11 protein-coding genes are annotated in these 15381 nt (G+C 60.0%); 3 read left to right on the top strand and 8 right to left on the bottom strand.

The window, feature by feature from the left end; genetic code table 11:
* Window positions 1–100: 100 nt before the first annotated feature.
* From AC0VX3_RS22920 to AC0VX3_RS22905, 4 genes are all read right to left on the bottom strand, one after another.
* Window positions 101–3199, bottom strand: a complete 3099-nt coding sequence (locus AC0VX3_RS22920) for a putative bifunctional diguanylate cyclase/phosphodiesterase (RefSeq protein ID WP_475522456.1) — start codon at window positions 3197–3199, stop codon at window positions 101–103.
* 359 nt (window positions 3200–3558) lie between these two features.
* Entirely contained in the window at window positions 3559–4464 is a 906-nt protein-coding gene (locus AC0VX3_RS22915) for an alpha/beta fold hydrolase (RefSeq protein ID WP_475522455.1), read from the bottom strand.
* 31 nt (window positions 4465–4495) lie between these two features.
* A complete protein-coding gene (gene purD / locus AC0VX3_RS22910; protein ID WP_475522454.1) occupies window positions 4496–5773 on the bottom strand; it encodes a phosphoribosylamine--glycine ligase in 1278 nt (425 codons plus the stop codon).
* Between the two features lie 200 nt (window positions 5774–5973).
* Window positions 5974–6765, bottom strand: a complete 792-nt coding sequence (locus AC0VX3_RS22905) for a PEBP family protein (protein ID WP_475522453.1) — start codon at window positions 6763–6765, stop codon at window positions 5974–5976.
* 158 nt (window positions 6766–6923) lie between these two features.
* Here AC0VX3_RS22905 and ubiA point away from each other — a divergent pair, with 158 nt between their 5' ends.
* From ubiA to AC0VX3_RS22890, 3 genes are all read left to right on the top strand, one after another.
* Window positions 6924–7868, top strand: coding sequence for a 4-hydroxybenzoate octaprenyltransferase (gene ubiA, locus AC0VX3_RS22900; protein ID WP_475522452.1), 945 nt, complete (start codon window positions 6924–6926; stop codon window positions 7866–7868).
* Window positions 7869–8451: 583 nt separating this feature from the next.
* Window positions 8452–9432: an AAA family ATPase gene (locus AC0VX3_RS22895; RefSeq protein WP_475522451.1), complete on the top strand. Its 981-nt coding sequence runs from the start codon at window positions 8452–8454 to the stop codon at window positions 9430–9432.
* A gap of 127 nt (window positions 9433–9559) precedes the next feature.
* Window positions 9560–11779, top strand: coding sequence for a S8 family peptidase (locus tag AC0VX3_RS22890; protein ID WP_475522450.1), 2220 nt, complete (start codon window positions 9560–9562; stop codon window positions 11777–11779).
* Window positions 11780–12203: 424 nt separating this feature from the next.
* Here AC0VX3_RS22890 and AC0VX3_RS22885 read toward each other — a convergent pair whose 3' ends face one another.
* From AC0VX3_RS22885 to AC0VX3_RS22870, 4 genes are all read right to left on the bottom strand, one after another.
* Entirely contained in the window at window positions 12204–12332 is a 129-nt protein-coding gene (locus tag AC0VX3_RS22885) for a hypothetical protein (protein WP_475522449.1), read from the bottom strand.
* A gap of 6 nt (window positions 12333–12338) precedes the next feature.
* Window positions 12339–12467 carry a hypothetical protein gene (locus AC0VX3_RS22880; protein ID WP_475522448.1) on the bottom strand — a complete coding sequence of 43 codons (129 nt, stop codon included), beginning with the start codon at window positions 12465–12467 and terminating at the stop codon, window positions 12339–12341.
* 320 nt (window positions 12468–12787) lie between these two features.
* Entirely contained in the window at window positions 12788–14113 is a 1326-nt protein-coding gene (locus AC0VX3_RS22875) for a four-carbon acid sugar kinase family protein (protein ID WP_475522447.1), read from the bottom strand.
* Window positions 14110–15378, bottom strand: coding sequence for a ribulose-bisphosphate carboxylase large subunit family protein (locus AC0VX3_RS22870; RefSeq protein WP_475522446.1), 1269 nt, complete (start codon window positions 15376–15378; stop codon window positions 14110–14112). The genes AC0VX3_RS22875 and AC0VX3_RS22870 overlap by 4 nt, the downstream gene beginning before the upstream one ends.
* Window positions 15379–15381: the final 3 nt, after the last annotated feature.

Raw genomic sequence — 15381 nt, 5'->3', positions numbered from 1 at the left:
AGGTGGGGCCTCGGGGGGCACTTTCCAAGGACAGCGCATTGGGAAAAACAAAGGGTCAAAGAGAGTGGTCGCCGGAAGGGTGGTGAAATTCCCTCGGTGATCAGACCATGAAGTAGAGATCGTTGGACGACTCGGACATCCAGCCGCTGACCTGGTCGAACGGCATCGGCCTGGCGATCAGGAAACCCTGGATGGAGAAATCGCCCATCATCCGCAATCGGTCGTATTGCGCTTCCGTCTCGACACCTTCGCAAATCACGTCGATGTCCAGCGAGCGCGCCAGATGGATGAGCTGGTTGACCACGATCTCCTTCTTGGGATCCTGCAGCATCTGTTGCGTGAACGACTTGTCGACCTTCAGGCCGTTGATGGGCAGGTCCGTTACGTGAGACAGCGACGCGTAGCCGGTGCCGAAGTCGTCCAGTTCGATATGAACGCCCAGATCGAACAATTGCCTGAGGGGTGTCAGGTGTCCTGACTTGGTGTCGTTCAGAAAGACCGATTCAAGCACTTCGGCGGTGACCCGCTCCGGGCCGACGCCATGTCTTGCCATGGCCGCGGTGAAATGATCCAGCAGCTTGCCGGAGGCTAAGTGCGAAGGGGAAATGTTCACCGAGACACGTCCGAAATCCAGACCGTCATCCAGCCACTGCCTTGCGGCCGACAAGGCCTTGTCGATGACGATCTCTCCCAGGATCGGGGCCAGCCCCGATTTTTCGACAACCGGCAGGAATTCCCCCGGGGATACCACGCCGCGTTCCGGATGCTGCCAGCGGACGAGGGCTTCGACGCCTGTCACGGTCTGGGAACGGAGATTGACCTGCGGCTGAAACTCCAGGAAAAACAGGTCGTTCTTGACCGCATCCTTCAGTTCCAGTTCGATCTTCGCTTCCGCTTCGCTGTCCTTCCTCATGTCGGGCCTGAAGTAGGTGTAGCGGTCCTTGCCGTTCTCCTTGGACTGGTAGAGGGCAAGATCGGCGTTGACCAGCAACGTGTCGAAGACGTTGCCGTCCTCCGGGCAAAGGGCCAGACCCATGCTGACCGTCGGCCAGAAGCGGTTGCCGTGGTAATCCATCGGCTGCCGCATGATGCGGCGTGCCCGTTCGCACAATTCGTTCGGGTCGGAGGTGCTGTTCTCCGCGAGTATGACGAATTCGTCGCCCCCCCAGCGGTAAGCCGTGCCGAGGCCGCGGCAGACTTCCCGGAGCCTGCGCCCGGTTTCCTCAAGGCACTGGTCACCGGCGAGGTGGCCGAGCGTATCGTTGACCCGCTTGAAACCGTCCATGTCGACATGCACCAGAAAGGCCGGTTTCTTGTCGGTGGCGAAACGCTGCTTGGCGTCGCGCTGGCATCCGGCGCGGTTCGAAAGCTTGGTCAGGGGGTCGAAATAGGCGAGGCGTTCGGCACGGACCTTGGCTTCGCGGGTTTCGTTCTCGCGATGCACACGTTCCGAGATGTCGTTTGCGATGGCGACGAACAGGCTGCGGTCCTGATCGCGCACGAGCTGAACCTGAAGGTCGACGGGATACTCGCTGCTGTCCTTGCGCCTGTGAACGCTTTCCACCGAGAGGCTTTCCTTGTCACCCGACAGAAGCGGCGTCACATAGCGGCGAACCGTGCGCGGATCGTAGACCGGATTGATGTCCCAGATGCATTGGGATTTCAGTTCATCATGGTCGTAACCGAGGTTCCTGAGGGCGCATTCGTTGGCGTATTCGATACGAAAGGTGCTGGAATTCAGGATGTAGATTTCGTTGAGGGACGATTCCAGAATACTGGCGAGCAGGTGATTTCTGCGTTCCGCCAGACGGCGCTCGGTGATGTCATGGGCGATGCCGACCAGCTTGACCGCTTTCCCGTCCGGTCCGGCGAGCACATATCCGCGCATGTGCAGATAGTTCTGGCTGCCGTCTTCCTGATAGAGCGTGTGCTCGAAATCGAATTCGCCGCGGGCGGTGACCGCCGTGCGCACGGCGGCCAGGACCTTGCTGCGTTCGTCTTCCGGAATGCGGGCGACAATGTGCTGCTGAATTTCGGAAGCGTTCAGGCCCTGGGGGAGACGCATGATCCGGTAGAACTCGTCCGATGCCCAGATGTCCTTGGTCGCGAAGTCCAGTTCCCAGCTGCCGACATTGGCAATGTGTTGGGCCTGGGTCAATTGAAGCGTTCGATACTCGAGCTTGCGGGTGTTCTGAAGGACTGCGTCCTCCAGACGGGCCTGTGTCTTCTGGACGGAAGACTGCAGCCTTGTGAGCAGACGGAAAACGACGGTCCAGGCCAGAAGGACCAGGCCGATGCCCGCAAACACGGACAGCAGCGTCCCCTTGACGAATGACCAGACATTGCCGGTGATGTCTTTCACCAGCACCAGGCGGACCGCACGATCCTTGCTGATCACCGGGATCGGCAGATCGCGCAAGGTGAAGATCTTGTTGTCTTGCAGGAAAAACCGGTTGAGGCCGTTCACATCGGTGATGCCGGCAATCACGGCGTCGAAATCCAGCAAGTCCGGCGTGAGGGTCCCGAGCGCCCTGTAGCGGATTGTATTGGCCTCTGCGCTGCCTGCCTCGCTGACCTTGCAAAGCTTGATGATCTGCCCGTTGACCGCGGAACTGGCCAGCGCAAGCGACTTTTCGATGTTGATCGCCAGCTTCAGGTAGCCGACCAGGTTTCCATCGGAGATCCATGGGCGCAACACGGAGACCACGAATTCATCGTTCGGTCCGAAGCCGATGCCGTTGGTCTGCCGGATGAGACTGGAATTCAGTTCAGATTGAAAACTGGTGTCTTCACGCGGCGCTCTGTCGTCGTCACGTGCCCGGTAGATGAATTGCCGATCCGCTGAAAAAAGTGTCAGTTCAGCGATGTTGAGATCGGCTGCCTTGCGCGCGAACACGCCGTCGGCGACCCGTTTGATCTCGTCCCGATCGTTGTTTCGAACCGCGCTCAAAAGGGCATTGTCCGCACTCACCGCCTCGACCGCCAGGTCGAGAGCCTCGCCTCCCAGCGCGCGCTGGTGGGCCAGCAGCCTTTCGGTGGTCCGGACGGTCAGGTCCTGCGGCTCACGCAGGCTGCGGTACTCCGAGACAATATTCTGAAAGGTCAGGACGGCCACGGTGAGGCCGAGAAAGGACAGAAAGACAGCGCGAAGCGGTTTGCTGAACCGGGTTTCGTCCCTGCAGCATTTGTCGAGCATCATGTCGAGGCATGCATTGAGCCCGCGAAGCCGTGGCTTTGGCTTTCCCGCGAGATCGCATTCCTGGAAACCTGAGCCTTGTTTTCCCACGCGTCGCACCCGTCCCCCGGTCAGCCCCGGGCTGTACCTTTTCCGGCAGGAACGGGCCGCGGTTTTTATAGCCGCCAGACGGGGCTTACCTTGCGCGAACGATCACTGCCATTTTTAGCAATAATCGTGAATGGTTAAATTGTTTTGAACATATTTTTAAGTTATCGTTAAGAAAAGAATGCTGCATGTTGCTCAAGATTACGCAAGAAGAAGGCGGATTTGGAATGCGGGGAAGGCGTTTATTTGACTATTCGTGATAATTTCTTCCGAATTTATCTGCGAAAAAACATCAGGAGTGCTTCCAAAGTCTCGTCGGGCGCTTCCTCCGGCAGAAAATGCCCTCCGGGCAGCCCGGTTCCCTCCACAGTGTCGGACCAGGCACGCCACACAGCCAGAGGCGCGTCGACGCTGCTTGCAATGCCCTGGTCGCCCCACAGTGCCAATAGCGGCATCGCGATCTTCAGTCCGGCGTCGAGGGTCTGTCTGTCATGGTCGTAATCAAGCGCCGCGCCGGCGCGGTAATCCTCGCAGGTCGCGGCGATCCGGGCGGGATCGCGAAACCAGGCACGGGTGTGGGCCAAGGCCTCCGGCGAAAAACACCGCAGGCTCTTTGCCGCGGTCCAGCTCGCAAGGGTGTGTTCCAGAAAGGGCACGGCCGCGGCGGCAATCATGTTCTCGGGAAACGGAGCCGGCTGCGCCAGGAACGTCCAGTGATAGACTTTCAGCCCGAAGAGCCTGTCCATCCTGTCCCAGTAATCGCAGGTCGGCAGAATATCGAGCACCGCGAGGCGTTCGATCCGTGCGGGATGGTCGAGTGCCATCCGGTAGGCGACGCGGCCGCCACGGTCATGGCCGGCCAGAGAAAAGCGATCATGTCCGAGCGCCTGCATCATCCCGGCGAGAGTTGTCGCCATCGCCCGTTTGGAATAGGCCGCGTGATCGTTTGACAGGGGCGGCACCGAGGACTGGCCGTATCCGGGCAGATCCACCGCAACCACGGTGAAATGTTCGGCAAGTGCGGGCGCGATCTTGTGCCAGCAGACGTGGGACTGCGGATAGCCGTGCAGCAGCAGGAGCGGCGGGCCGGACCCGCCGATCCGGCAAAACAGGCGCGTGCCGTCGACGTTGACCGTTCGTGTGTCGAATCCCGGAAACAAGTCGGGCAAACTGCTGTTCAAGTCCGTCTCTCCCGCCCGGTTCGGTGCCGGATCAGCCTTCGGTTTCGCGTTCGATCGCGCGCCAGCCGATATCGCTCCGGCAGAACCCGTCCGGCCAGTCGATGGTTTTCACGGCGGCATAGGCACGTTCCCGGGCCTCGCGCACGGTCGCGCCGAGGGCGGTCACGCCGAGAACACGGCCGCCATTGGCAAGGATCCGGTCCCCGTCGCGCTTCGTGCCGGCGTGAAAGACCGCCACGTCATCCTTGCCGGCTGCCGTCAGTCCGCGGATTTCCGTGCCTTTTTCATAGCTGCCCGGGTATCCTCCGGCGGCCATGACCACGGTCAGGGCGGCTTCGTCGCGCCAGTCGGCGGTGGCCTGGTCCAGCCGTCCCTCGACGCTGGCCAGAAGGAGATCCAGCAGGTCGCTCTCCAGGCGCATCATCAGCACCTGGCACTCCGGGTCGCCGAATCGTGTGTTGTATTCAATCAGTTTCGGACCATCGCCGGTGATCATGAGCCCGGCGAAAAGCACCCCCTTGAACGGTGTGCCCCGCGCCGCCAGTGTCCTGATCGTCGGTTCGATGATCCTGTGCATGACGTCGGAAATCACCGCGTCCGTCATGACCGGCGCCGGTGAATAGGCGCCCATTCCGCCGGTGTTGGGCCCCTGGTCGCCATCATGTGCGCGTTTGTGGTCCTGGGCGGTGGCAAGCGCCAGCGCGTTGGTCCCGTCGGAAAGCACGAAGAAGCTCGCTTCCTCGCCTTCCAGGAATTCCTCGATCACGACTTCGGCACCGGCCGCGCCGAAGGAGCCTTCGAAGCAGGCGGTGACGGCCTGTTCGGCTTCCTCGAGTGTCATCGCCACAACGACCCCCTTGCCCGCGGCGAGCCCGTCCGCCTTGACGACGATCGGTGCGCCTGTCTCGCGGACATGGGCGAGGGCGGCTTCCACATCGCTGAAGCGGCCGTACCCGGCAGTCGGAATGCCGGCTTCGTCGCACACCCCCTTGGTGAAGGCTTTCGACCCTTCAAGCTGCGCGGCCGCCCTCGACGGGCCGAACGCCCTGATGCCGGCCTCCTCCAGATCATCGACAAGCCCGGCCACCAGAGGCGCTTCGGGGCCGATCACCACCAGGTCGATGTCCATGGCATGGCAGAAGTCGATGATCGCACCATGGTCCGCGACGTTCAGGCTTGTCAGTTCCGCGATCTCGGCAATGCCGGCATTGCCCGGTGCTGCATACAGCTTCGTCAGTCCGGGGGACTTTGCCAATGCCCAGGCCAGCGCATGTTCGCGGCCACCGGAACCGATCAGGAGGAGTTTCATCAGCGGACAGTCTCTTTGAACCAGGTTGATGCGGGTCGGGCCGGGCCTGCCTGAAGCGGCACCCGGCGCTGGGCGGGGTCTAGCACGGGCGCTTGCACGCCGCAAACGCAGCCGTGGCGCATCGGCTGCCGCACGAATGCGTCATGCCGGTCGCGCGTCCAGATGTCGGACTGGCGGCCACCGGATTGGCATCCGCCTGATCAGCCACCCACCGTGACGCGGCAGTAAAGGATGTTGTCCTTTTTCAGGTCAGGTCCCCAGATGAGTTTCGCGGACTGGTCCCAGTCCACCCGGTCATAACCGTGTTTCGGGCCGACATCGCGGGCACTGTGCACCGTGGCATGGGGCCAGCCGCTGTCGTCGAACCCGGGCGCCGTCCAGGTGTCCGGAACGGACGTGCGTGTGGGCGCGCAGGCGGGCAGGGACACACCCGGGTTTTGTGCGCGCGCGCAGGATGCATCGGCAGGGGCCGCCTGAACCGTCAGGCAGCGCCAGTTAGCGCCGGTCACCGCCAGCAGCTTGCCGCTGGCACGGTCCCGGAATTGTGCGATGGCGCCGCCGTCGCCCATCTGCTGGCGCCGTGTGCCGATATATTCAAGCCCGGTTTCATTCTCCATGAAGTCGCGGAACTCGAACGCAAGGGTCATCGGCAGGTCGGCGCTGAAGGTGACCCGTTCCGCGTTGAAGGACCGTTCCGTCCTGTAGGCGACGCTGTCTTCCAGAAGGGGCGCTCCATTGACAAAAAGCCTGAACCAGTTGTCGACCCAGATCTCGGCGATGATCTCCTGCGCACCGGTCGAATCGGCATGGCTCTCGTTGAGATCGCCACCGAGGTTGCCACCGCCACTGCCACCATCACCGGGCTTCGGCGGCGGCCCGTCCGCGCCGGGACGCGGCGGAGGCGGCGTCTGCGCGAAGGAAATCGCGGGCGAGGCGGCCAGCGTGACGGCGAGGGAGAGCAGGATCGCGAGTGTGTCTCTTGAGGATAACATCACAACATACTCCGTATTTCGGGAAGGGTCGCACGCGACAGCGGCACTATGGCCTGTTGCGGGATGAAGTTCATCTCAAATATAGGTAGGAATGCCGGGCCCCGGACCCGGAACGGATCGCGCGGGCGATTCAGCGCCAACGCGGATAGGCACCAGACATGATCTTCTCCACCAAGGACACCGGCCCTGTCGCCGACGCGGTCAATCGGCACTGGGTCGACACGCGGCTGCCCCCGGCGCTGCGTCCCTATGCAAGGCTTGCACGCTGGGAACGCCCGATCGGCTGGTGGCTGCTGTTGTGGCCCTGCTGGTGGTCCGCCGCGCTGGCCGCGATTGCCGCCGGAAACGGCTGGCCGAACCCGTGGCACCTGGCGCTGTTCCTGATTGGAGCCGTGGCCATGCGCGGCGCCGGCTGCACCTACAACGACCTGGTCGATGTCGACATCGACGCAAAGGTGGAGCGGACCCGGTCGCGGCCGATCCCGGCGGGTCAGGTCACGAAGTTGCAGGTGAAGATCTTTCTGCTGCTGCAGGCCCTGATCGGCCTTGTGGTGCTGCTGCAGTTCAACACCTTCTCGATCGGGCTTGGTGTCGTGTCGCTCATTCCCGTCGCCATCTATCCGTTCATGAAGCGGATCACCAACTGGCCGCAGCTCTTCCTGGGCTTTGCGTTTTCCTGGGGCGCGCTGATGGGCTGGGCGGCGGTGTTCGGATCGCTGGGCTGGGCGCCGGTGCTGCTGTATCTCGGCGGCATCTGCTGGACCATCGGCTACGACACGATCTACGCCCATCAGGACAAGGAGGACGACGCGCTGGTCGGTGTCAGATCGACGGCGCGGCTGTTCGGCGCGCGCACCAAACCGGCCCTGATCCTGCTCTACGCTGCCGCCACCGGACTGTTCATGCTGGCCGCCACTCTCGCCGACGCGGGCCCGGCCGCCTTTGTCGGCATCGTGGCCGGGGTCGCGCATCTCGGCTGGCAGGTCATCGTCCTGGACATCGACGACGGCGATCAATGCCTGAAACTGTTCCGCTCCAACGGGACCTACGGCTGGATCCTGTTCGCCGGCTTCTGCGCCGACGCGCTGATCGGGTGGCTGTGAGGAGACGCGGTGAAGGAAAAGGGAAAAAGGCCCCGCCGGGTGCCGGCTCCTGATCTGAAGTGGGCGTATCGCAGAAAATTGAATTCAGGATACGGCCCGAACGCATCTGCCGTGCAAACGCTGCCTCCGGCCGTTTCCCAACTCCAGGTGTCCGGACAAACGCAAAACCCCATGAATGCGGGCGCATCGTAGAAACCCGAACCGAATGTTCCGGGCCCGGACATGTTTTGAAAATCGGAACCGGGTAAAAACTGCGGTGTCCAATGTCCCGTGGTCGCCTGGACGCAATCCGCCCGTCTCGCGCCAGGACACTCGTCCGTTTTTGTCACACTCCCGAGAGCCGACATTCGCCGCCGGCGCGGTGAATTCATGGGTTGGACGGGAAGCGGAGGTTCGTTGCTGCGGCGAGGAAAGCGTTTTGAAATTTTGAAACCGGACAACTAGAGATGCTGGTTGAAAGATCAAGTCTCAGCGCTTTAAAAAACAGTTGGCTCACCGGCAGAAGCGTGGAATGAGACAAGTTTCTATGGATTTCTCCAGCCAGCGACCCTAAAATTCGGTCCAATATTTGGGAGCATATTCGGTGGCACGCGGCGAACTTATGAAGAAGCTTCTGGCCAGTTATGGTCAAGAGGATCAGTTTCGAGCTATTGCCGAGGAAATCATCGGCGAAGAGGAACGGAAGAAAAACAATGTTCTAGCCCGCAGTTTGCGAAAGACGCTAGACAATCTCGGTCAGACTCCACAAGCAAAGGGTCTAGCTCCGCTTCTTCCATTTCCAGATGAAGCCAGTGAGTTCATTCAGCGAGTAGAACCCAACCGCACCGCACAAGACATTCTGATTTCGACGGAAAACGTTCGACTATTTATGGGACTGCTGCGCGAGTATCGGAAATCTGACCAAATTAAACAGCACGGGCTGTCTGTGCGCTCCAAACTCTTATTCTGCGGCCCGCCTGGGTGCGGTAAAACACTCTGCGCGGAAGTGTTCGCGCATGAACTCGGCTTGCCGCTTTTCGTTGTTCAACTGGATCGGCTGATGTCCTCATATTTGGGTGAAACAGCCACAAACATCCGCAAAATTTTTGAGTTCGCCCGTCGCCAGCCCTGCGTATTGTTCCTTGATGAATTTGACGCTATTGCGCGATCGCGAGATGATGGCGGAGAGCACAGCGAGCTGCGCCGCGTCGTCAACAGCCTGCTGCTTTTTATTGATCAGATCGAGCCCAGTGGCTTTTTGCTTGCTGCTACAAACCTCGATCAGTCGCTTGATCCGGCTGTTTGGAGGCGGTTCGACGAAGTTGTCTGGTTCGATGCGCCTGACGAACGCATGACCCGCAAGTTTTTGAAGAATGCGTTCAAAAACGTCAAAACCGACTTCGACCCAGTATTAGTGACTGCTGAGTTGGTAGGATATTCCTATGCCGAGCTCGACAAGATTTGTACCCAGGCTATCAAGCTATCGATTCTGGGACGCTCAAAGTCTGTTACTGTTCGTCATTTCAACATCGCCATCGAAGATGCACGGCGACGTACTAAGCGCACGGAACGTCTTTCCAACTAAGCACATGTAGGCGCCATTGCCCCACTATGATCATTTGCCGCTTGTTAGACTGCCTGAGAACTTAGACCGGCGGAAAACAGGGAGACCGCCTCCCAAACCGAGCAGGGGTGGAGGTCACGGCGCAGAAGTGCGTCACGAGATTGACCAGGCCGTGGCGATGCAGCGCCGCCGCAGACCACCGGAATTTGTCGATCCTTCACTCATCCTAAAGGTGGAGATGGAGGGCATGTCGATGGAGGATGATTGGGAAGGTGTCGGGCTACGCCTCCTGTCAACCGACAACGAAAACACGCTCGTTTTATTTTCCTCTACCGAAGAATTGACTGATTTCCGACGTAAATTGGAGGCCTATGAGGGCCCGAAACCTGCCGGCCAAAAAGCCCGGAGTTTTGCCGGCTTTATTGACCGGATTCGAAGCGTTTCAACTTTAGAAGCAGTAGATCGGCTGGGCATCCGGCTGATGGAGCGCGGCTTTACCGAAATAGAGGATTTCCAAGATGGCGAGCAATATCTGGTCGACATCGAGCTATGGGATTTTGCGGGTCAGGCGGCCCGTCGTCGAAAAGCGGAGGAAATCGGCGAGTTCATTGAAGCAAAAGAAGGCGAAGTTTACGACCTCTATGTCGGCCCATCTCTGACCATTCTTCGTGTTTACGCGCCGGGCGAAGCTCTGCGACCGATCTTGTCCGTGCCGGAAGTCGCAATAGTTGATCATCCACCAGAGCCTGATCTAGAAGCTCAGCCCGTAGTTCAAATGGCGTTGGATGATCTGCCAGCCGTTGAACCCATATCGCCCGACGCGCCGGTCGTTGCGGTTCTGGATAGTGGCATCAACGCGCATCCGCTGTTGGACGATGTACTTGTTGCGTCAGAAACGTTTATTCCTGAAGTTGGCCCCGCTGATGTGTGGGGTCACGGCACGAAAGTTGGTGGCACAGCCGTTTTCGGGGACCTGCGCGATCAGATTGCCCGTGGCATATTGCAAAAATCGGCCAGACTGGTGTCAGCCAAAATCATTACGGATGATGGCCAGTTTTACGAACGCCGAACACTTCCGAACCAGATGCGCACCGTTATTCAGAGCCTCAATGAACGATATAGGTGCAGGATCTTTGTGTTGTCGCTTGGTGACAGGAAGGCCTGGTTTGAACGCGGACGGGTGGGGCCTTGGGCCATGACTTTGGATGAACTGGCCCGTGAACTGAACGTTCTGATCTTCGTTTCGGCTGGAAATCGGAATCCGCGTGGAGGCAACAGTGTCGAGCAGGGTGTAACACAGTATCCTCAGTATTTGCTCGAAGATGGGAACCGTATTTTTGAGCCGGCCGGCGCCGCAAATGTTGTTACGGTAGGGGCCGTATCGCACGGAAGCGGGCTTGGAGCGCGGCATGATAATGATGCACATTTGCGTGCGATCACACAGAGAGCACTTGAACCGTCACCGTTTACGCGCGCTGGTCCTGGTGCGGGTGGGGTTACTAAGCCGGACTTCGTAGATTTGGGCGGAACACTGGTTTTCAGCGCAGTGACACGATCCTTGCAGACAGCTCCACAATTGCCCGAAGCGGGCATTGTCACGTTGAATCATGATTTTCTCCGGCAGCTGTTTACGTCAAGCAAAGGTACATCGATCTCGACACCGATGCTGGCGCGAAAGGCCGCCTTCTTGTTGCAGCGTTTCCCAGACGCGTCGGCCAATCTGATCAGGGCCTTGCTCGCCGGTGCCTCGAGAACACCGGAAGTAACATCGGACTGTTTGCGCGCGATGGACGCGAAAGAAATGGCCTCGATTGTTGGTAATGGCTTAGTGGATCAGTCAAAAGCAGCCTACTCGGATGACCACCGAGTAATCTATTTCGCTGATGACGTTCTCAATATCGACAGGTTTGCGATCTATAGCATTCCGATACCAGCGGAATTCCAAACTGGTGGTAAACGCACGATTCGCGTGTCGCTGGCCTACGACCCCCCTGTACGGCGAACCAGAGCAGAATATCTCGGGACTAAAATGGATTTCCGATTGATCCGAGGTTGTCCCGCTGACCACATCTCAGAGCATTATCGAAGTCATGCTGGACAAGACACTACACATCCGGAACTTCAGCCGAAGTATGATTGTGATCTAAAGCCAAACAAAACGGAGAGGGCAGGAAACACCCTACAGACGGGGTCTATTTGTTTCACGAGAGACACTCTCGATTATGGCCACGAGTATCATTTGGTTGTCAGGTGCATTGGAGGTTGGGCGACCGATGAGGTGCAACAGAGATTTGCCGTAGTCGTTGAGCTTGAGCACCAAGCAGGTGCCCAACTTTACGCACGTCTGCGAGCAAGAGCCCGCGTTTAGTGCTCGCATCAAAAAAAGTTGGTCGAATATTTTTCTTTGTCAGTATGGCTGAGCTTTCAAGCGCAGCAGTCTTGTCTTGCGTACTAATGTCCGCTTTCAGGAAGCTGCGATGCGGCAATTCATGCCGAAAAGAACGCCTGCTCCGGCCCGAAACCAACCGCGGACCTGGCCCAAACGACTGTCCGCTTCGCCAATCACCGGGGCCGTGCCTGCCAACCCGCTCCCGGCTCCTTCCCGGGCATTTGTTCAGACCCCGGTGACCGGCAGGTTTCCCTCACCGAGCAGCAAAAGGACCGCTCGCGAACACAGCTCTCGCGGCCTCGAGGGTGCGCGAAAGCCTTTGTTGCTTGCAGCCAGATTTGGGGATGAGGCCGCGCCGGGACGTGCGGCCTTTTTTCTGCCCTGGAACGCGGAGATCCGGACGTCACGACCGCGCGATGATTTCGCGCTCGTCGCTGTGAACGGCGGCCGGAAGGGCGCTGTAGGCCTCGATCGGCTTGATCTTGCCGCCAAGATCGCACACCAGCATCGGCAGGTTGAAAACCTGCGCCAAGCGGCTTCACAGCACGGCCAGGTCGTCGGAATGCTCCGTTTCGGCCAGTGTGATCGACAGGGCGCTGTCGGGGTGTTTCAGGATCAGTGTCGCGAGGATGTCGCCCGGGGCCGCACCGGGAACGATCCGGACCATGACCTCGTCGAACCCCTGGACCAGTACGAGACCCCTTACGGGAACGCCGGCAACCCGGCGATTGATGACCGCCCTGTCACGGTCAAGAAGGATCTCCGCCGGAAGTGAGCGCGTTCCAGGCAGGGCTTCGCAACGCCTCGTCGGTCGTTCGATGCCAGTCGCGCCTTGCCTGAAAGCGGACCTGGCAATGCGGTCGCAACGAGGACACGCCACGTCCCTTAAAACACTGACAGCACTGACAGCACTGGCACCACTGGCAACACTGATAGCACTGGCACCACTGGCAGCCACCCGCCGGCGGATCATGTGCCTGTTGCCGATCAGGTCCCGAACGTGCCGTCGCGAAGATCCGCAAAATAGGTGTCAGTTCCGATCTGCCCTCCTTTCAGCGCTATTTCGAATTCTGGCCCGCCCCGGGTATGAGCGGTGCAAACCGGTGAGCCGGGTGTGGATGGGATAGCCTGCCGGAGGGTCAGGGCAAAAACATCCAGCTCCGCGAGCGCATGGCTTGATGTATCACCGCCCGCGACGGCCACACGCTCCAGGTGATGCCTGTCCTTGAGGGTGGCCAGCAGGCGTCCAAGCGTCTTTCCAACGCCGTCAAGATTCAAGGGGCCTGACACAGGGGCGGCCGCCTTGCCCTTTGCCGTGTAGAGGACCGGGCTTTGTCCGGCCTCCAGCGCCGTGGACGCAATCTGCAAGACGCGATCGGCTTCCTGCTGCAGCCCGTCCCCGGTTGCCAGTGCATTGAAATTGACCGGAACGCCTTTGAACCCTCTCTTTTCAGCGGTTTCGATCTGGCGCGCGGTTGTCGGCGAACAGCTTCCCGAGACGACCGCAATGCGAGACCGGGCGGCCAGGGGCCGCGACACCGCTGGAGGCGGCAGCAGGTCGAGTTCCCGCCATCTTCTCAGAAGGGCATATTCGACGCCGGACGACCCGGCAATGAAAGGTCCGAGATCCTGCCTGTTGTCCTCGATATGGCCTCCCGCCGCCGCCTGGGACAAGCTGTCGTAGACATCGATCAGGCGATTGGCGGTGCGCGCCTGACCGGTTTCACGGGCCTGGGTGCGAGGGGCGGCGATGGAACCGTCCAGAGGGGTCAGGCATTCAAAGGGCAGATCCGTCTGCAGGGACAGGTGTTCGATCAGGTCTGCCTCGTGCATCGGCGTTGCCGGGTGCCTGCTCATCACCGGGTGCCTGTCGATCCTGTAGACCTGTTCGCCGTAGGCCGCGAAAAGAGTGCCGAAAAAGGTGTAGCGACGAAGCTGAGGCGCGCCAACGACAACCGCGGTTTGTCGCTGGCTGAATGTTTCCAGTCCGATTTCAAGGGCGCGGCCGATAGATCCCTTTTCCGGAGAACTGTCGAAAGTCGAGCAGGTCTTGTAGTGGCAAAACCGTGCATCGAGTGTCTTCAGCCAGGAGAAGATTGCCGGAAGGTGCTCGGACATCCAGCCGGGGGCCTGACTTCGGCTGATGCCTGCCAGGCCGACCGCACGGCAGTGTTTGAACCTTGCGAGCTGTTTCTTGTCCGGAATGGAGGTGAAGAGGACGGTTTCGATGCCTCCCGTCGTCAGGGCTTCCATCACGTCTGTTGATCCGGTGAAGTCGTCACCATAGTAGGAAATGAAGAGCGCGCCGGTCATGTCCTCTCTCCGGCGCCGTCCTTGTCCCCAAAGAGGTCCAGGGCCTGGGAAAGCTCCTTGTGGTCTTTTGCAAAAACATGAGCCGGAACCCCGCCAATGGCAGCCTCCGCCGCCTGCTGCAGGCTGGCGACGCCTCCGGCGACACCACCGGGATGACCCATGATCCCGCCCCCTGCGCAATAGATAAAGTCCGTGTGCCCGATCGCCTTGCAGGTCGCTTCCATCTGAACGGCGGTCTGACCCGACGAGAAGACCGGCATCGCCTGATATCCGTGTTCGCTCGACAACGGATCGTCGAGTGAGCGGGCATTCTTGATGACGGTAGCGTCGGGTTCGGTAAACTTGTTTGCGATCCCGTTGACATGCAGATGGTCCGCCCCGGCGAGCCTCCAGAACTTCTGCCAGACCCGGAACGAGATGCCGATGTCCGGTGATCTCGAATAAATGCCCCAGCCGTTCCGGTGGCAATGAAGTGGCAGATCGATGTGCCGTCTGATGGCACTCAGTCCCGTGAGACCGAGTGGAAACAGACTTACCATCGCGCAGGTGCCGCCGGCCTGCTGCACGAGATCGGCATTGTGGCGCATCACGTCCAGCTCGTCGGTGATGTTGAAGGCGTACATGACCTTCTTGCCGGTGCGGTTCGCATGCGTATCGATCACCTTCATCACCTCGCGCAAGCGATCCTCGAACGGACAATGAGGGCCGTTTGCCTGGAGCTCGTCATCCTTGATGAAGTCAATCCCGCCTTCGACGAGCCTTTCGACAAGTGACGCGGTCCCTTGAGGAGAGAGGCCGACACTCGGCTTGACGATCGTTCCGATCATCGGCCGGTCCCTGACGCCGGCGAGTGTCAGAGTGCCCTGCCGGCCGAACGCCGGGCCCGGATAAGCACCGGCGAATTCTTCAGGCAGGGAAATGTCCGTCAGACGAAGTGCGGACACTTCCGCAAGTTCGAACAGGTTGCCCGCGACCGTTGCCAGGACGTTGGGAAGGGACGTGCCCATGTTGTCGAGCGGCCAGGAGAGAACGACCTCGCCGCGCGTATGGATGTCCGCGCCGATCCGGCACGGAAGCGAGGGGGCGCTGCTCGTCGATGACACGGTGATCTGCTCGACCCTTGCCCCGGAACGCTCCCTCAACCGGTCTGTTTCTCCCGGCAGTCTCAGAAATGTTCCCGAGGATTGCTCACCCGCGATTACCTCGGCTGCCCGCTCCAGGCTTGTCGGCGTTTCAAGATCATACGTTGCAAAGAGCCTCCCCATTCC

Source organism: Roseibium sp. QJM3NY_11 (genome assembly GCF_056173175.1).
The sequence above is the reverse complement of the archived record's forward strand: the minus strand, read 5'-3'. Positions and strand labels throughout refer to the sequence as shown.